This is a genomic window from Paenibacillus sp. J2R1T-4 (assembly GCF_059692235.1).
Genome location: NZ_JCAUBA010000034.1, coordinates 15187 through 32912 on the forward strand (window position 1 = coordinate 15187; position 17726 = coordinate 32912).

General features: G+C 46.7%; 17 protein-coding genes. 5 read left to right on the plus strand and 12 right to left on the minus strand.

The window, feature by feature from the left end; all coding sequences use genetic code 11:
- The first annotated feature begins 82 nt into the window (after positions 1-82).
- Together AC58QD_RS31525 and sugE are read left to right on the plus strand one after the other, a co-directional pair.
- On the plus strand, positions 83-670 hold the full coding sequence (locus AC58QD_RS31525) for a TetR/AcrR family transcriptional regulator (protein ID WP_497339017.1): 588 nt from the start codon (positions 83-85) through the stop codon (positions 668-670).
- Positions 671-739: 69 nt separating this feature from the next.
- Positions 740-1060: a quaternary ammonium compound efflux SMR transporter SugE gene (gene sugE, locus AC58QD_RS31530; protein ID WP_497339018.1), complete on the plus strand. Its 321-nt coding sequence runs from the start codon at positions 740-742 to the stop codon at positions 1058-1060.
- A gap of 48 nt (positions 1061-1108) precedes the next feature.
- Here the strand turns inward: sugE and AC58QD_RS31535 are convergent, their stop codons facing one another.
- The 12 genes from AC58QD_RS31535 to hflK all read right to left on the minus strand — a co-directional run bounded on the left by AC58QD_RS31535 (position 1109) and on the right by hflK (position 14904).
- Positions 1109-2113 carry a Gfo/Idh/MocA family protein gene (locus AC58QD_RS31535; RefSeq protein WP_497339019.1) on the minus strand — a complete coding sequence of 335 codons (1005 nt, stop codon included), beginning with the start codon at positions 2111-2113 and terminating at the stop codon, positions 1109-1111.
- Positions 2114-2139: 26 nt separating this feature from the next.
- Positions 2140-2637 carry a hypothetical protein gene (locus AC58QD_RS31540; RefSeq protein ID WP_497339020.1) on the minus strand — a complete coding sequence of 166 codons (498 nt, stop codon included), beginning with the start codon at positions 2635-2637 and terminating at the stop codon, positions 2140-2142.
- Between the two features lie 46 nt (positions 2638-2683).
- Positions 2684-3130 carry a small multi-drug export protein gene (locus tag AC58QD_RS31545; protein WP_497339021.1) on the minus strand — a complete coding sequence of 149 codons (447 nt, stop codon included), beginning with the start codon at positions 3128-3130 and terminating at the stop codon, positions 2684-2686.
- Positions 3131-3212: 82 nt separating this feature from the next.
- Positions 3213-4094, minus strand: a complete 882-nt coding sequence (locus AC58QD_RS31550) for an ABC transporter ATP-binding protein (RefSeq protein WP_497339022.1) — start codon at positions 4092-4094, stop codon at positions 3213-3215.
- Between the two features lie 2 nt (positions 4095-4096).
- A complete protein-coding gene (locus AC58QD_RS31555) occupies positions 4097-7018 on the minus strand; it encodes an ABC transporter permease (protein ID WP_497339023.1) in 2922 nt (973 codons plus the stop codon).
- A gap of 18 nt (positions 7019-7036) precedes the next feature.
- Positions 7037-8071, minus strand: a complete 1035-nt coding sequence (locus AC58QD_RS31560; protein ID WP_497339024.1) for an efflux RND transporter periplasmic adaptor subunit — start codon at positions 8069-8071, stop codon at positions 7037-7039.
- Positions 8061-8765, minus strand: coding sequence for an ABC transporter ATP-binding protein (locus tag AC58QD_RS31565; RefSeq protein WP_497339025.1), 705 nt, complete (start codon positions 8763-8765; stop codon positions 8061-8063). The genes AC58QD_RS31560 and AC58QD_RS31565 overlap by 11 nt, the downstream gene beginning before the upstream one ends.
- 99 nt (positions 8766-8864) lie before the next feature.
- Entirely contained in the window at positions 8865-10418 is a 1554-nt protein-coding gene (locus AC58QD_RS31570; RefSeq protein ID WP_497339026.1) for a response regulator, read from the minus strand.
- Positions 10415-12145, minus strand: a complete 1731-nt coding sequence (locus AC58QD_RS31575; protein ID WP_497339027.1) for a sensor histidine kinase — start codon at positions 12143-12145, stop codon at positions 10415-10417. The genes AC58QD_RS31570 and AC58QD_RS31575 overlap by 4 nt, the downstream gene beginning before the upstream one ends.
- Before the next feature lie 19 nt (positions 12146-12164).
- Positions 12165-12833, minus strand: coding sequence for a DUF1361 domain-containing protein (locus AC58QD_RS31580; protein ID WP_497339028.1), 669 nt, complete (start codon positions 12831-12833; stop codon positions 12165-12167).
- A gap of 170 nt (positions 12834-13003) precedes the next feature.
- On the minus strand, positions 13004-13882 hold the full coding sequence (hflC, locus tag AC58QD_RS31585) for a protease modulator HflC (RefSeq protein ID WP_497339029.1): 879 nt from the start codon (positions 13880-13882) through the stop codon (positions 13004-13006).
- Positions 13879-14904 carry an FtsH protease activity modulator HflK gene (gene hflK, locus AC58QD_RS31590; RefSeq protein WP_497339030.1) on the minus strand — a complete coding sequence of 342 codons (1026 nt, stop codon included), beginning with the start codon at positions 14902-14904 and terminating at the stop codon, positions 13879-13881. Before hflK ends, hflC begins: the two co-directional genes overlap by 4 nt.
- A 190-nt stretch (positions 14905-15094) precedes the next feature.
- Here hflK and AC58QD_RS31595 point away from each other — a divergent pair, with 190 nt between their 5' ends.
- The 3 genes from AC58QD_RS31595 (at position 15095) to AC58QD_RS31605 (ending at position 17680) form a co-directional block, all read left to right on the plus strand.
- Positions 15095-16345, plus strand: coding sequence for an MFS transporter (locus tag AC58QD_RS31595; protein WP_497339031.1), 1251 nt, complete (start codon positions 15095-15097; stop codon positions 16343-16345).
- Positions 16346-16472: 127 nt separating this feature from the next.
- A complete protein-coding gene (locus AC58QD_RS31600; protein WP_497339032.1) occupies positions 16473-17147 on the plus strand; it encodes a DUF559 domain-containing protein in 675 nt (224 codons plus the stop codon).
- 287 nt (positions 17148-17434) lie between these two features.
- Positions 17435-17680, plus strand: a complete 246-nt coding sequence (locus AC58QD_RS31605; RefSeq protein WP_497339033.1) for a hypothetical protein — start codon at positions 17435-17437, stop codon at positions 17678-17680.
- Positions 17681-17726: the final 46 nt, after the last annotated feature.

Below are 17726 nucleotides of genomic sequence, written 5' to 3' on the forward strand. Positions count from 1 at the left end.
TAAAGGTTGCCATTTGGTTAGACATGAGCTATACTAAGCAGAATCTAACTAACGTTCGTTAGGCAAAAAGGAGCTGCAACTTATGCCGCCAAGTCCTATAAAATCCGCCGCATTGGGTTTGTTCGCCCGTCAAGGGTATGAAGGAACAGCTCTTTCGGAGGTCGCCTCAGCCGTCGGGATTAAGACTCCCTCCCTCTACGCGCATATCGAAAGCAAAGAAGCCTTGTATCTGGAGCTGTTCGAAGATGTGGTCAGAGAGCATGTCCAACATATCCAGCTGTATATGCAAGCATCGGAGCATGCTTCTGTGGAAGAACGATTATTCGAGATTATTGAACAATCGTGCCGCGATTATACACTCAGTGAGGAGAAGATTACTTTTCTCAAGCGATCGTTATTATTCCCTCCTGCTTCTTTGCAGCAGCAACTGCAAGCCAAGTTCATGGAAGCGGAGAGCTCCCTGACCGAGCTTCTTAGGAAACTTTTCGAAGAGGGAATCGCAGGTGGAGTCATCCACTACTCCTCTATGGAGGATTTAATTGCTTCCTACTACTGTTTGATGGATGGAGCCTTCATTCAGATGCTGTATTACGGACCTGCCGTGTTCGGCGCCAGATTGCCTGGAATCTGGAATATGTACTGGTCAGGATTAACAAGGAATCAAGAATAGAACAATAATGATTATGACAACCTGAATGGTATAACAACCAAAAAGGTTTTTTCGAGGAGTGTGTTCGTGATGGCATGGGTGTTTTTAGTTATTGCTGGATTGTTCGAGATCGTATGGGCTGTAGGATTGAAATATACGCATGGATTTACAAGACTGTGGCCTAGCATTATTACGCTTGCAGGAATGTTTGTCAGCTTCTTCTTCCTCTCCTTGTCGCTCAAGACTTTACCGCTTGGAACTGCGTACGCGATTTGGACCGGGATCGGTGCAGTAGGTACCGTCATTCTAGGTATGGTGATATTCGGCGAGTCGCGGGAATTGATCCGCATTATGTTCGTTTTCCTTATCGTAACCGGTATTGTAGGACTAAAGGTAACTGCAGGTCATTGATAAAGAGGGCCTCCCTGACTAGGGAAGCCCTCTTACTTTCTAACTCTCTTAACTAACAATCTCCAGTTTGTTATCCGGCTGACCAACAGGCAGCGGCCTTCTTACGAGTGTAGACTCGTTAGCTGCCAGGGTAACCTCTAGCGTTCTCATGGCATCCGCATAACTGCTGCGTATAGCATCCATGGAGCCAGAAGCGACTGCTTCTACGAACGTGCGGTTTTGCTCCAAATAGAAGTCGGTCTTTGACGTCTCGACAATGTTCTGTTTGTCATCGATCAAAGTTAGAACCGTTCCGTTCTTGCTTAGCTGCAGATAGAAATCCGAACCGTATACCTCCACCTCTGCACGCCCGGAATGGCGAGCCAGGCAAGAGTCGGATACATAACCCGTCACTCCGCTCTCCAGCTTGAAGGCAGCAACCCCGGTATCGTATATAGTGGCATCGGGATCAACGGTTTGCAGCAACCTCTGATCGAATTTGGCATCAATCTCCGTAAATTCCCCGCACAAATAACGAATCATATCCACCTGATGGGTAGCGGTGTCCACGAAATGCCCACCCGACAACTCCAAATTCCGCCACCACTTGGACGGATGCAAGCCTCCGAATCGATATCCATTCACCATAAGGATCGATTTGTTCTGCAAATATAGTTTAGCCTTCATCACTGTATCCAAATATCGCAGACAGTAACCTGCTGAGTTAATAATTCCTGCTTCCCGAATCGCCTGTTCTTTCCTGCGCACTACATCCATACGCAAGCCTAGCGGTTTCTCAGCGAACACATGAATTCCTCTGGATGCAGCCGTTTCTTCCAATTGATCTCTCGCGAATTGCGGTGTACATATGAACACGGCGTCAATTCGTGCGGGATCCAGAACTTGATCGGCATGATCCATGACTTGCGCTCCAGTCTCTTCCCCCACTTTACGCGCTGTCTCCGGATTAGCATCGAATACACTGACGATTTGAGCTTGCGGCACCAGCTTGAGCTTGGTGATATGATACTGAGCCATCCCGCCTACACCAATAAATCCTAATCTCACTGTCATCTAAGATAAGCCTCCTAAGGTTGGGATTATCTGATCTCATCGGGCAGACGGTATAAATGCCATTCGAGATTACCGTCGCGAGTTAATAACCAGATATCCTGAAAAATATGTCGAGAGCGGGCAATTTGCTCAGCATTTGCGATGAAATGAGTCAGCCCGTATAACGACGAAGTATTGCGTATTAATAATGAGATTGGATAGTCCAATTTCACATGTGCAAATTTGGCTTCCTTTCTCGCAATCCGATTGTTTAGTTCATCTAGTAAGATAGCGAAGCTCCCAGGCCCGTTATCCTGCTGGACAGAACGGCCGAACATTTGCCTGGCTTCATTCTCGTTATAGAAAAGATGAGTAATTTCTACCCCAAGCTTGATTCGATTACGTGTATTCTCGAGCACAGCGTCAGGCCGCTCACGTTGATACAATAACCGGACCTGGCCTTCCGAGCGGGCATTGACCAGGGCAATGAACAGCTTTATCGCCTCATGTTCGATCCTTCTTTTCTCCAGGTTGTGTTCGTACAAATGGACATTCCCCCTATGCAGCACAGGATCTTACACAAAAGGCGTTCTACACAGACATGAAACCTGCTATCCCTAAAGCAACAGCAGCCGTAAGAATGACCGTCCATATTATAATTCCAATTGTCATCCATAGCAGCAGTCTGCCAGGTGTTGCACCGAACGAGATCCCGATTACAGCACCAAGGGGTGCACCGGTTATTAAGGGAGATATTATCCCTAACCCGACCACCCCGTATTTGTTCCATATTGCCCCCATCTTACTTTGTTCCTTGTTCTTCCGCTCCCATCTCCGTACCATCCACTTGCGCAGAGGACCTCCTACTTGGATGACCAGATAAGCACTTATGATGGAGCCAAGCGCACTCATTACTCCAGTTGAGACGGGGTGAAGACCTAAGGCAAAACCTAACGGAATCGCCGCCCATAATTCAAGAACGCTGGTTCCGGCAACTGTAATCCATTTTAGTCCCTGTGTCAGTACCTCACTTGCCAAAATGTTTACCCCCGATTGCTACTGTGCTTACAGCATTTTCTTTCATTATAGTCGGGGGAATTTGGAGTGTAAAGTTCATTCCTTACTTATCAGGCGGAAGCAGTACGATCTTGCCGTCCTCTACGGATACTCTTACCCGTCCGGTGCCTTCTGCGCCTATTGACTCCAGATAACCGGAAGGGATTTGCAGTCTTCCAGCCTTATCCACCACTGCATATTCAATGTGGGAATCCTTATCTTGTTCAGCAATCCCTTGCTCCAAGTCAGCCAATTCTTCTGCATAAGACCGCCGTCTCACCATCTCGGAGGATGTTTTCCCGTCACGAATCGCGACGACTCGGTCTACCTTTTTGGCCAGCTGAGGGTCATGCGTTACGATGACGACCGTCAGTCCGAAGCTGCGGTTCAAATGGCGGAACAGATCAAGGATCTGGTTCGCCATCTTCGAATCCACGGAGCCAGTGGGTTCGTCAGCTAGAAGCAGCTTCGGTTTGTTCGCCAATGCGATTGCGATTGCTACCCGCTGCTGTTCTCCCCCTGACAACTGGCTTAACTTATTCCTTGAGCGGTGGCTTAGCCCCACCGCCTCCAACAGCTCCAACGCCCGCTCACGCCTTCTTCTGCCCTGCAGCAAGATAGGTAGCTCGATATTCTCAAGCGCCGTCAGATAGGGGATCAGATTGCGCGCATTGTTCTGCCATACGAATCCCACTGTCTCCCGCTTGTATTTGACCAGATCCCGTTCGGTGAACTTCAACAAATCTTTCCCATCTACATGCAGATTGCCGGCAGAGGGACGATCCAATCCGCCCAGCATGTTCAGCAGGGTTGATTTCCCGCTGCCGCTGTTGCCAATGATAGCGGTTAGCTCGCCCTGCTCGATCTGCAGATCGAGCCCTTGCAGGGCAACGACCTCCAAGTCGGAAGCTTTATAAATTTTGACCAAATTCTCACAATGAATCATTTCTAGTCCTCCCCCAGCTTAACAGCTTGATGGATTTTCACACGTGAGAGCATGAATCCAATTATCAACAGACAAAGACCAATCATAATCCCTATCATCCCGTATAAATTCAGTCGGTCCATCAGTTGATAGGTGACTTGGAACGGCGGCACTTGGGTGCTTGGGTCGAACGATAATTGGAAGAACGGAACGAACAGATTGCTCGCCACGATTCCTGTAACAGCCCCCATCACAACAGCAGCTCCCGAAGTCAGAAATTGTTCTACGCTAAGCATACCTATTATCTGCATGAAGGATAATCCCATTGCACGGAATACACCGAATTGCAACGTTCTCCCGAACAGGGACAGCACCCAATAGAGCAGGAATCCGATAAAGCTTATTCCAATCCCGATCAGGAAGCCAAGGGTCATCACACCGTTGATCGCGAGCTGAAAAGGATCATTCTTCGAACGAATCAATTGTTGATTCGTATCATTAAGCTGCATAATGGGGATGTTCTTCTGCTCAAGTGCTTCATAAAGCGGCTTGCTTGCTGCATTTGGGTCCAGATTCAACCATACATCATAAGGCTCCAGAGCGATGTTATTCTGGATATAGGATAGATGAGCCACTGCCAGCATCGGCAGCTTAACCTTTGGCGCGGCTTTTCCAGAACTGGTATTCGTAGTTGTCGTAGTTGTTTTCAGAGCCGCATTCTGGGGAGGGTTCGGATTCCAGCTCGGCCAATAGTCAATGATTCCATATACTTGGAACTGTGCTTGACGAATCCCATTCCAGCCGAGCATAACTATGTCCCCGACTTTCACATTATACTGATCAGCGGTGGATCTCGATAGGAGCACAGCCTTCGGATTAGAAGCTAACAAGTTCAAATATTCATAGAAATGATGGTCCAGAAGCTCATCTCGCAGCCAAGCTGTTTTTCCGAAGTCGTCCGTATCTATACCCATTAGCTGGATGGGTGAATTATCTTTGCCGAACGTGAAAATGCCTGAGGTCTTCGTAAATACACGCGCAGCGGACTCAACACCTGGCAGCTGACTGAAGGGCATGAATGGCGGCTCGATGAATTGGACTCTTTTGGGAGTACCGATTACGGGAGCTGCTGGAGCCGCATTATCGAGGCCGCCTCCCATATCTGGCGGAGGGGCATCATTATCCCAGCGGGTCTGAAGCACAATATCTGCTCCATTCTTATAACGCAGGGTATCCTCAATATTCTGATTCATCGTACGCGCAGCGCTTGAGCTATATATTCCCGTTGCCAGCGTAAGAATGAGGAACAGCATAATGAACTGGTATTGAGTGGCAGAACGGCCCACCTGGAGTAGTGCAGAGTAAATATAAGGCGGCCACCATTTCCGTCCTACTGCATAGACGATTCGTAAGAATAACGGATACACCCTCAGGATGAGCAGCCCCATCGAAAGCATGAATAAAGCCGGTACCAAGAACAATAACGGATCAATCTGCAAATCTTTGGAATCCAGTCCTAGAGCAACCAGATCGTTCATCCTGCGATGGAAGGATCGAATCAGGTAAATGGAAACGCCCAAAAGAATAACATCAATAAACGTCTTATGCAGAAAGGACATTTTCATCTGCCTGGCGATCGATTGCTTCACTCCGACAATTGAAGCCCTCGTAGCTTGGAATACTGGAATGAGCGTCATAAGGACTGAGGCTGAGACGGCAACGAGGGCATACTTATAGGCCTCCTCACTCAATCTGGCATCAACCGCTGCCCTCTGCACAAACTCCAGGAATCCATTCGATGCCCCAAGAATCTTAGTCAGTTGGAGTCCTACAATCGGGCCTATTGCTAATGCAATGACTCCCAGCAATACGCCTTCAAGCGTATAGCTTATTATCATTTGCAGCCTGCTGGCGCCTCGGCTCCTTAGTACAGCAATCTCCGTTTTCTGTCTCTCTGTTATCAGGTTGGCCACCATGAACAAGTAGAAAGCAAGAAGGATCATAACAGGAACATTAAGCGACCAGAGCATCTGGCGCAGCTGCTTTTCTTTACTGTAATAACCGCTAATAATATTCTCTGCCGGAGTTGTGACACTGTTGTTGTAGTGATCTCCGAACCGATTCCCGATGAATGTCTTAATGTTGGCTAAAGTTGCGCTGAACTGGTCCAGTTTCTCCAGCTTAAGCTGCGTATAGTCCAAAGCGTTGAACCAAGTCGAGTAGGCAACATTCAATTTCAATCCTTGTGTGATTTCTTGTTCGAATAAGGAATAATCCATGAAAAACGTTGTATTATATTCGTTGAGATTGGATCGCCAGTATAAGTCCGTATAGTCTTTTCGGTCAAATACCCCAACTGGCTTGAATTTAATGGAGCTCTTGATTTTATCCTCGACTATGACGAATTCATTCCCTAACACAAGCTTCATATTGTTCATGACCGCTTCTGTAATGAGAACCTCATACACCCCATTAACCGGTTGATTGGCCGGAAGCCGCCCATCGATAAGACGGATATGATTCTGCATGTCGCTAATTGAAGTCAGCTCTATGAATCTATGTTTGGTCGGATCAACTTGAGAGGGATCGACAGGTTCAATTGTATGCCCGATGGTACTTCGTTGAATGAAGGATTGTATTAATGGGATGCCGAACTTGGTTTGCTGTTCCCGAAAGAAAAGATCTGCATTCCGGAGCTCATTCCTCCATTCCTCCGGAGTACCGTGTGTGGCTAAATATACAAGTGTAGTATTACTTCCGGCGTATCTTCCCGAGCTTTGCTGCATGCTGTCCAAATCTTTGATTAACATCCTCTGGAGGATTGCGTTCGTATAGATTGGCATGGAGCTTGCCAATGCGACCGACACGATGAGTCCAAGCAAGAGACTGAGCTCCAGCCACTTGTTCTTGGCCATCTTGCGGAGAATCATTATGAATAAGGCCACGGAACCCACTTCCTAAGCTTAGTTATTTAGAATGACTTTCTGTCCTTCTTTTAACCCTTTACGAATCTCTACCTCGGTTGATGTCTGCAAGCCCTTCTCTACATCCAGCTCTTTCCGACTTTCCCCTTCCAGAACTTGAACATAATCTCTGCCCAGATAGGAACGTAAGCCTACTCGCGGGATGACCAGAACGTTCTCGACCCGATCCGTCTCAATAATAATGCTGGCAGAGCTGCCAATCTTCGCCGCTTGTTGCAGGTTGTCTACTCCGATGATGATTGTCTTGGCGTTCTTGTCTGCCTGAGCCTTATTATCGGTAAACGGTGCAGTGGATGGTGTCTGCAGCACCTTGCCCTGCACCTCTGGATTAGAGCCGAATTTGACCTTCACTTCCAAGCCAACAGTTACTCCGACAAGGTCAGAAGCATTCGAGTTCTCGTATAACAGCTGAACCTGATTCGGATCGGATACGGTGATGATCGACTTGAAAGCGGTAACAGGTTCCCCTGCGCGAATGGGATCAATATATGTAACGATACCTTCAATTCCACTTACAAGCTTCGTCCTCTGAAGCTGCTGCTGCAATAGATCCAGTTGGATCTGGGCGGATTCCACATCAATCATCTTAAGCCGCAAAGCTGATGTATTCCCAAGCTGTTCCTGCTTCACTTGTTCCAGTGCGATCTTGGCCTTCTCTACATTCAGTTGCTGCAGGCGGATTCGGCTATCCAAATCTCCCTTTTCCAGTTGGGCTACTACATCACCAGCCTTGATCGTATCTCCCAGCTTAACATCCATGGATTGAAGACGAGCACCGGATTCCCTGAAATATAAACTTTCCATATGACTGGAGATCACCGAAGCGCTGGCGCTAATTTGTTTGGTAAGTGTCCCTTTCTTCACTTCATACAATTCGAAATTTTCCTTAACGGGTTTGACCAACGGCGGTTTAAGCGCTTCCTCTTCCATCGGACGTATGGTACATGCGCTAGCGGTAGTCACTACAATCACACATACACCTATCAATCTCCATATGCTAGACCTAGCCTTCATCAACAATGATACCATCCTCCAGTGAATATACTTGATCGACGATTTCCATAATGGCTGGATCGTGAGTGGTGAGTATAATAGTCATACCGTGAGACACAAGATCCTTGAATACCTTCAACACCTGAAGTCCCATCTTGCTGTCCAGCTCAGCGGTTGGTTCGTCTGCAAGGATCAAGCTTGGCTGATGAGCGATAGCGCGAGCAATAGCAACCCGCTGCTGCTCCCCACCTGACAGCTCAAAAGGTCTATGCTTCATACGCGGCTTGAGTCCTACGAAATCCAACGCCTCCTCCGCCAATTTGCGATGATCTTTGGAAGGCACTCCAGCAATTCGCAGGGCGAACTCCACATTCTCATAGGCTGACATGTATGGTACAAGCGCGAACGATTGGAATATAAGACCCATATGTTTTCTTCGAATGTTATCCCGCTGCTTCTCAGACAATCCCGATATTTCATTCCCATTGAAGTAAATGGCTCCTTCTGTTGGGCGATCGAGTGCTCCAAGCAGATTAAGCAGAGTGGTTTTCCCTGAACCTGAGCGTCCTCTCAACGCTACAAGCCGGCCTGGTCGAATTGAAAGATTGGCACCGCGAAGCGCAGTCACTTCACCGGTTCCTTTACCGAATGTTCGTTTGATTCCTATCGCTTGAATAATAGGTTCCTGATGATCAATCTGAACTATGGATTCCATCCACCCTACCTCCTTTGATGACTTTAATGCTAACTCTATCTTTAAAATGTATCCTGTTCAAGGATAAAAAAATAGACACCTCTTTGTTAGAAAAGGTGTCTATTTGTTAGACGACTCATACTCCTTCGGGGAACAGCCTTCCATTCGCTTGAAAGCCTTGGCGAATGTCTTACCGTCCGGGAAGCCGACGGCTTCTGCTATCTCGTATATTTTCATCTCGCCGGAACGCAGCTTCTTCTTCGCTTCTTCCATCCGAATCAGCATAAGGGTTTCACTTAAGGATTCCCCGGTTTCCTTACTGTACAAGTCGCTTAGATAACTGCGGCTTAGCTTCACATGCTCCGCAATATCAGCGGTGCTTATATTGCGGTGATAGTGTCCGCGCATGAACTGAATCGCTCTGCGGATGAATGGGGAAGAGGTACGGGATGGGCCTGTATCTTGAGTTATTCGCCTTAATCCGAGTTCCCCATATACACGATTAAGTAATTGGTTGATTTCTTGAATCGATGCGCACTCACGCACATGAGTGACAGGATCCAACATTCGGTCCAAATCTTCCAATTGCGAGTAGCCATGCTCTTTGGCATAAATGATTGTCGTCGTAAGCAGCTCGGTAACAAACGCCTTCACTTCATTCACCGGTCTTCTTGACTCTGCCAGCTTCATGCCAAGCTCACTGGCGAGATATTGAAAACCATGAATATTGCCATGAACGATAGAACGCAACAAATCATTCCTATGTTCATAAGGTAGAGACAATGTCCCTGAAACTGCGGAGTGATCGTCGTTAAACAGCACGTTGTCTCGGGAACCTCCGTAAAAACGGTCATGAATTTGACGATAGAATTCAGCCAAGGCTAATTTCAATTCTTTCAGATTATGTACAGGTGGTCCATTCATTATGAACCAGTCGCTCCGCAGTGATTTCTCCTGGAGAATATGCTCCACTTGAGCGCTGAGCTGCTGTGCTTTGCTGTTATCCGGACCTTGTAGGCAATCTTCTGAATATAGCAGGAGCAAGCGATCTGATTCTACTCTCAATGCCGAGAAGTAGCCAAGTTGCTCGTAGTCCAGATCAAGGGGCAGTAGAACAGGTCCCATATAGAGAAGCATACTGAATAGCGGAGCTCCTTCTTTCCCGAAGAGCTCGGACTCAAGCTGTGCATCCGGTTGCTCATGGACCAGATAGGCTTGTAATTTCACGGTCAATTGAGCCTGCTTGGTAAGCTCGAGTTCTTGCTGCCATTGAAGTACACGGTCGCGCTGGAACCGTCTTGCAGCAAGCTCTCGCTTGGCTTCCACGAGCAACTCGAGAAGCTGATCCGGTTCCATGGTAGGCTTCAGAATATAATCTTTTGCGCCTAGCTTCATTGCTTCCTTCACCCAACCGAAATCATCCAGACAGCTAAGCACGATGGTAATGACATCTTTATCATTTTGTTTAATATTCCGCAGAAGCTCCAGACCATCCATTCTGGGCATAAGCAGATCCGTAATGATCAAGTCAACGTTATGCTCTTCAATTAATCTCCATGCTTCAGAACCATCCTCTGCCTCACCGATTAAGGTAAGCCCTGAGCTTTCCCAATCCAGCATTGAACGCAAGCCAATGCGAATGATCGGTTCATCATCGACGATAATTACATTCATCCCATCTCCCCCTCACTTTGATGAATGGGTAGAAACATCCTGACTGTTGTTCCTTTTCCAGGTTTGTTAATAATGAACATTTTGTAATCCGGACCGTAATAAAGCTTGATTTTCTCACGAATATGCATAAGGCCCACTCCGCTTAATCTATCACGGACAAGAGAGTTTCTTCTCATCGTACTGGTCAGTGCTTCAGGCTCATATTCACCTGCCGCCTTCATAGCTACTCCATCACCGGTATCCTCTACTTCACATGTCAGCAGGTCCCGATCCAGATAGGCACGAATCGTAATCACTCCTTCTCTCTTAGCAGGTTCAATCCCGTGCAATATTGCATTCTCCACAAGCGGCTGTAGAATCATGCGGGGCACAAGGCAGCCTACAGCAAGCTCATCAATCTCAAAAGCAATTCGGACCCGCTCTCCATACCGGAAGCTTTGAATATCCATGTAATCCTTGATTAAAGCGGCCTCTTCACGAATCGTGATGAAATCCCCCTTCTTGCCCAAGCTAGCTTGCAGAAGACGCACCAGAGCGCTGACTACATCCGATATTTGTGGGGTTTTGTGAATCTTGGCGACCCACTTGATTGTATTGAGAGTATTGTACAAGAAATGCGGATTCAACTGATATTGGAGTGCCTCCATCTCCGCTTCCTTCTTCAACGATTCTTCCAGCTTCACCTGTTTAATCAGTTCCTCTAGTCGATTGAGCATCTGATTATAGCTTTGCCCCAAGTCATTTAACTCGTCTATCCCTTCCACCATCCAGTACGCCTTGAGATCCCCCAACTCCGCACGTTTCATAAGGGCTCTTAAGTTGTGGAGCGGCTTCGTCACATGTCGGGCAAAGAAGATCGAACTGATAACAGACACAATCGCCAGCAGGATGAATAACCAGATCAATACATTACGCATATTCGCAACGGAACTATTCGTAGTAACAGCAACATCCATGGATGATGCCCACTCACCTTCAGGCAGCTCCAGCTTGGTCTGAGAGTGTACCAGTCCTTTGTTCTCCCCGGATCCCTTCCACCCGCCTGTTGTAAATACGGTTCGCTTCTCTTGATCGACAATTGTGAGCGAGCCTTCAAACGGCTTATCTGCCAAGTCTGCTAAGATACGATCGATAGGGATTAGAACCTGCACGGAGCCAAGCTCACTTCTAGTTCTGGGATCTAGAATGGGTTCAGTCGAGAGCAAGTTCTGGCTTCCCGTACTTCGGGGGATAAAGCTGCCAGCTTCGGAGGCCAAGGGGATGAGCCCTTTTACCCTATCCTCATGAATGGTGTTGAAAGGCATTTGTCCTGAACCCGCTTGAGAACATATCGTTTGACCGGCTTCCATGGTCGAGATGCACATTTGCAATAAATAACGGTTCTGCGAGATTTGTCTCTTGAGCAGCATATCGATATAGTCACGAAGCCGTCGTTCTTCAGCTGCATCCAACTGGGAGTAGAATCGATTCACATACCGCTGAACCGCATAGTCTTCCGTGATTTGCTTCAAGTCTCGGCTTATGGATTCTAGCTCCAGTCTGGTTCGTTCTAGCAATTGTTTATGTGATTTCTCCACGAACTCGTATTGCTCCTGATTGGCAATAGAGGTGAATTGCGCATTAAACACAAACGCCGCTACCATCAAAGGTATGGAGCCTACAAGAAGCAGGAATAAGAGCAGCCGAATCTGGAATCGATTGAGAAAAGAGGACAAGGTAGGCTTCATGGATAGATCACCTGGATCATTAGTGTGTGCTGTGCTTCCAGCTGTACATGATGAAATAAAGTGTGGCAGTGACTAGCGCGAAGGTCGCGATGAAGATCATGGCATCTTTGTCCAATAGCGCGTAAAATGTATCCCCAATTATGGAAAAAGGTCTTACAAGCAAGTCCCACGTGTTCCAGCGCAAAAAGCGGCCTAGGTAGACACCAATACTGCTTAGCAGCAGCACGAGCATTGCAAAGGTATGCGCCTGCCATGCTCCGCGTTCCTTATATATAAGTCTATGAAGCCGGTAAAGGGAAAACACCCCAAGCAACCAGCCTGTCGCTGCAGCCAGAATATTAATTAATAAGTCATAGTTTAGAATCGTCGTTCCCTTGGACTGGCTGAAAAAGCTCAGATGCACGAGATCTGTCCATATGTAAGAAGTGTTCGGATAAAAGAAGAGCCAGGCAAGTCCAACAATAAGCAGCCATATGCTCATGCGTCGCCTGCGGTCATAAAGGATATGGATCCATTCGGATAACAGGTAAGGAATCCATGCTAATAGGAGATTGGGGATAACGAGCCATCTATATGTCCATACATCCATCACCGCAAAACGGATCACGATCAGAATCGTGCACAATACTGATGCTAGTAAAAGAGCGAAATGAAGTTTATTTTTATTGGATTGAATCGATTCAGCCATTAGACAAGGGGTGCTCCTTATGTTGGGGAATGATTAAACAGTACCATACTTCCAATTTTTATAGCAACAGCCTAACTTATCACTTTAGGCTTCACAAATGAGATGGGCAGGCTCAAGTCGGTTTTTAATCCGAATGAACCTGCCCAATTCCCATTCCATTCAAGTTACGGTTAGTTCCCTAACAGTATTTTCGCATAAGGCGAATTGATCGGCATCATGATGACCGGCTCATTCTTCAGCGTTGTTAGGTAGCTTTCCAGCGTTCTGTATAAGGTGTAAAATTGCGGATCTTTGCTATAAGCTTCATTGTATATACGCCCTGCTTCCTGCTCGCCTTCTGACATAATTTGTTTCGCTTTAGCTTCCGCTTCTGCTTTCAGCTCGACTGCTTGGCGGTCGGCTCGGGCCATAATCTTCTTGGACTCTTCGTCCCCTTCTGACAAATATTTGGTTGCAATGGACTGGCGATCCGAGATCATACGCTTGAATACACTTTCCTTGTTCTCTGGGGGAAGATCTGTTCGTTTAATTCTTACATCAATAATTTCGATTCCGTAATTGTCCCGTGCCAATACGTCTCTTACATCCTTGGTAATATCGTCATTCAGGTTGCCGCGTTGTGTTTTCTCACTAATGATATCGCCATAATCGATTTCGGACAGTTTAATTCGAACGGTGTTATATACCGCAGCATCAATACGCTGCTCTCCGCTGCCCAAGGTTTTGGCTGTTCTAAGAAATTGTCTTGCGTCACTAATGCGCCATACGGTGTAGTTATCGACCTCTAGCGGTTTTTTGTCTCGAGTTAGTGATGGTGTCGGCTTACTGTCGTATATCATTTGGTATTTGGGCAGAGAAGTCACATTCTCGATAAAAGGGATCTTCAAAGCTAACCCCGGATTGGGTTCAATGCGGACCGCTTCGCCAAATCGGAGCACGACTTTATATTCGCCTTCTTTCACGACATACAAGGAAGCAAATAGAAGGATAACCACAATAGCAGATATAATTCCGATAAACACTTTGTTCTGAATCGTTAACTTTTTCATCGGGCTGCTCCTCCTTGCGGTGTCGCATTAGCTCCAGCGCCTGATGTCCCCGCAGCTCCTGTGCTTGGTCTCAACAGCTCATTCACCGGGAAGTAATTAACCGTGTCTCCTGAGCCGTCTGTAATCAGGATCTTGGCATTCGGCATCACTTTCTCTAATGTCTCAAGAATAAGCCTTTTTTCTGTAATCCCTTTGTTGTTGACATATTCATTATAAATGGCATTGAACTTCGCCACATCACCTTGTGCATTAAGCACTCTTGACTTCTTGGCACCCTCTGCTTGCTCGATCATCATCTGAGCGTCCCCTCGTGCCTTTGGTATAATATCATTCTCGTACTTATTGGCCACGTTAATCTTGGTGTTCTTCTCTTCTCTTGCGTTGGTAACATCTTTGAATGCGGTTTGAACATTGCCTTCAGGCGGCTCAATATCCTGGAACTTCAAATCTCGAACATGAATTCCAGTTGCATATCGTTCTTGCATTTCAATTAATCGTTCCTTCACTTTTCCTTGAATGTCCGTCTTCCCATCTGTGATGGCATAATCCAGTGCCGATTCACCCATTACTGATCGAATCGCGGCGCTAGTAGCATTTCTTATGAACTGCTCCGGCTCCTTAATGTTAAACAAGTATTGACGCACATTACTAACGTTCCACTCAACCACCGCATCAGCAGACACTATATTCTCATCCCCCGTAATCATGAGGGCTTCCTCGGGAACCGGTGTGATTTTGCCGTTAGACTCCCTATACCCGAACTGAATACGTTGCGTTTGCAGCGCGGGTACTTTAATTACTTGCTGGATCGGATACGGAAACTTAAAATGAAGTCCAGCTGATGTTTCGGCTGTATATTGTCCGAATGTAAGAATAGCAGCAGTCTCGTGCTCCTCAACGGTGTAAAAGGAAGTATAGGCTGCTCCGGCAAGCAAGACTCCAATAATTCCAATTCCTACCTTCTTTTTCAAACCTTCTGGCAGCTGTGGTTGCTTACGCTGCTGCATGTTTATGACTTCCATGGACCCCCACCCTCTCGTTACATTTCCTTTAGTGTTCTACGCTTCTTTGATGTCTGGGGTTTCACGAAAAAAAAGTTAACCCGAAATGTCACTTTCTTGCAATTATTTGAAACTTTCGTTACATTAGATTCGTACATGTATAGGTCTAGGGTAAAATGCAGTTATTTTGAGAGTAGAGAGGTATATTCAAATGTCGTCACCCGTAACACCAACTAATCCATCCATGGCTTCGCTGCTGCGTAATCGATTCATCCAAGCGATTATGACTGCAGGTTTGTTCATGCAAGTCGGGATCTGGATCCGAAACTTCGCCATTCTCCTGTTCGTAGTGGACATGACTGACGGGAATGGCCGAGCTGTCGCCCTTATATCTGTGGCTGAATTCGCACCAATCTTTATCTTTTCCTTTATCGGAGGCACGTTCGCAGACCGTTGGCGCCCGAAGCGAACGATGATCTGGTGCGATCTGCTTAGCGCAATATCTATCTTCATTATCTTAATGGCACTTCTCTTCAGCACTTGGAAAGTAGTTTTCTTCGCCACCCTCGTGTCAGCCATCTTATCGCAGTTCTCCCAGCCTTCCAGTATGAAGCTGTTCAAGGTGCATGTGCCTGGAGAGCAGATGCAAGCCGGGATGTCCTTATTCCAAACCATGATGGCCGTGTTCATGATACTTGGACCTGTGATTGGAACCTTTGTTTTTCAACAATTAGGAATCAACATCTCGATGGCCATAGTCGGCGCCTCATTCCTGCTATCAGCTCTAGTGCTGATGCTGCTGCCTGCTGATCAGATCGAAGAGAAAGAGGAGAACCAGTCATCACTGATGAATGATATGAAGCTAGGCTTTCAATACGTGTGGAAACGTAAAATTCTGATCACACTAGGAGCCGGCTTCCTAACTGCAGGACTTGGTCTTGGATTCATACATCCACTTGCTATCTTTATAGTTACAGATCGCCTTGGATTAACAGAAGATTACTTGCAATGGTTATTCGTAGCGAATGGATCAGCGATGATTATTGGCGGGGGCTTGACCATGGCCTTGGCGAATCGAATCCCGCCTCACGTCCTTGTCATGTTAGGTATGGGGATCATGGGAATTGGGATTACAATTATAGGATGGTCCACTCATTTCTGGCTTACTATGGGTGCAGAGTTCATGATTGGACTGTTCATGCCCGCACTGCATATCGGGATCAGTACCATTATATTGAAAAATACTGAGGAAGCATTTGTCGGCCGTGTGAACGGAATATTAACTCCTCTGTTCATGGGAGCGATGGTCGTCACGATGAGCCTTGCCGGCGAATTGAAGCTGCATTTCTCGATTATCTCTATCTATCAGATTTCAGCCTTGTTCTTCGTACTTGGTGTTCTGGTGATGGTCCCTATGTTCCGTCTAACCAGAAGTGAAGGCGAGAAGCTGCCTGCTAATTAATTGAAGTTTTACTAAACTAGTCATCTCCAGGTTTAACTATATTAAAAAACGTGACGAAGAACGTCCCGATCCATTCTGATTGATGAGTGGAGCCGGGGCGTTTTCTATTTATTAAGGGGGAGTTATCATGATGACATTCAACAACGCGCATGATTCATTCATCCACTTCCATCTAAGCAGAAGGACCGGTGAGCGGCGCGGTAGGCTGGAGAGAGGGCATGGTCATGCTGAGAAAATGTTTCTAAGTAAAATATGGTGGATGCTTCGAGGAAATTTGGACGATCTGCATCCGGAGTATGAAATCATCGACTGGCGAGGGAAGTCTTATTTTGCCGATTTCATCTGGCTTCCAGGGTTTATTAAACTAATCATCGAGATCAAAGGCTTCAATTCTCACGTACGTGACATGGACCGGCAAAAATACTGCAACGAACTGAACCGGGAAACCTTTCTCCACGCCATGGGATATCAGGTTATATCCTTCTCGTATGATGATGTCGAGAAACATCCCGAGCTATGTATTTCCTTACTACGTATGGTGCTCAGCCGCTACCATCCCCGACTGACGCCCATTGCTCGTGCACAGCTTGCTGAGAAAGAAATCATCCGATTGGCCATCCAACTTGTCCAACCTATCCGGCCTAAGGATGTCGAGCAGCATTTTGAGGTCAATCATCGAACTGCTGTTATGATGCTGAATAAACTGTGCTCGAAAGGCTGGCTCACCCCCGCCTATAGTGGGAGTGCACTGCGGGCTGTCCGTTACGAATTGGCCAGAGACATCCTCGACTACTTCAACTAACTGTAAAACCTACATCTAATATCCGTAAAAACAGGCATATTTACAATTTAACTGTAAAACCTACATCTATTACTGGCAACTTTTCGGATACTTCTTAATTGGGAAAAAGTAGATGTAGGTTTTACATCTAATCCCTCTCGTCACCTTATTGACGTTAAAATTAACTGCAGCTTTTACAGTTATAATTATTCGATAGCTCAGTTCTTTGGTGGTTTAGTTCCGTCAGGCCTTTGTATGCTCCAATGGGCAATACATGGTACAATCAGAGTAAAAAAGGAGTGGATTTCATGGTAATTATAGTAATAATTGTCATTGCGGCAATCATAATCATTTCCCTTATTGTTAATGCAAGCCGTTCGGAAGGAAGTGCTAAATCTCGACGTAACAATAGCGACGGCGGGTATGTCGATAGCGGCAGCTACGGCAGCAGCCGCCACAAAAACAACGATAATCACGATAGCAGCTCTAATGATAGCGGAGGCTCTAGTGATGGCGGAGGCGGTGGAGACGGCGGTGGTGGAGGCGGCGACTAAGTTCAGAATGTATTAGAGGCTGACGACCCACGTCTTGGGGCGGCAG

Coding starts and splice junctions, on each gene's coding strand:
- AC58QD_RS31600 (WP_497339032.1), top strand. CDS start 16,473: ATGATGACATTCAACAACGCGCATGATTCATTCATCCACTTCCATCTA.
- hflC (WP_497339029.1), bottom strand. CDS start 13,882: ATGAAAAAGTTAACGATTCAGAACAAAGTGTTTATCGGAATTATATCT.
- AC58QD_RS31605 (WP_497339033.1), top strand. CDS start 17,435: ATGGTAATTATAGTAATAATTGTCATTGCGGCAATCATAATCATTTCC.
- AC58QD_RS31575 (WP_497339027.1), bottom strand. CDS start 12,145: ATGAAGCCTACCTTGTCCTCTTTTCTCAATCGATTCCAGATTCGGCTG.
- AC58QD_RS31595 (WP_497339031.1), top strand. CDS start 15,095: ATGTCGTCACCCGTAACACCAACTAATCCATCCATGGCTTCGCTGCTG.
- AC58QD_RS31535 (WP_497339019.1), bottom strand. CDS start 2,113: ATGACAGTGAGATTAGGATTTATTGGTGTAGGCGGGATGGCTCAGTAT.
- AC58QD_RS31570 (WP_497339026.1), bottom strand. CDS start 10,418: ATGAATGTAATTATCGTCGATGATGAACCGATCATTCGCATTGGCTTG.
- AC58QD_RS31550 (WP_497339022.1), bottom strand. CDS start 4,094: ATGATTCATTGTGAGAATTTGGTCAAAATTTATAAAGCTTCCGACTTG.
- AC58QD_RS31580 (WP_497339028.1), bottom strand. CDS start 12,833: ATGGCTGAATCGATTCAATCCAATAAAAATAAACTTCATTTCGCTCTT.
- AC58QD_RS31560 (WP_497339024.1), bottom strand. CDS start 8,071: ATGAAGGCTAGGTCTAGCATATGGAGATTGATAGGTGTATGTGTGATT.
- hflK (WP_497339030.1), bottom strand. CDS start 14,904: ATGGAAGTCATAAACATGCAGCAGCGTAAGCAACCACAGCTGCCAGAA.
- sugE (WP_497339018.1), top strand. CDS start 740: ATGGCATGGGTGTTTTTAGTTATTGCTGGATTGTTCGAGATCGTATGG.
- AC58QD_RS31565 (WP_497339025.1), bottom strand. CDS start 8,765: ATGGAATCCATAGTTCAGATTGATCATCAGGAACCTATTATTCAAGCG.
- AC58QD_RS31525 (WP_497339017.1), top strand. CDS start 83: ATGCCGCCAAGTCCTATAAAATCCGCCGCATTGGGTTTGTTCGCCCGT.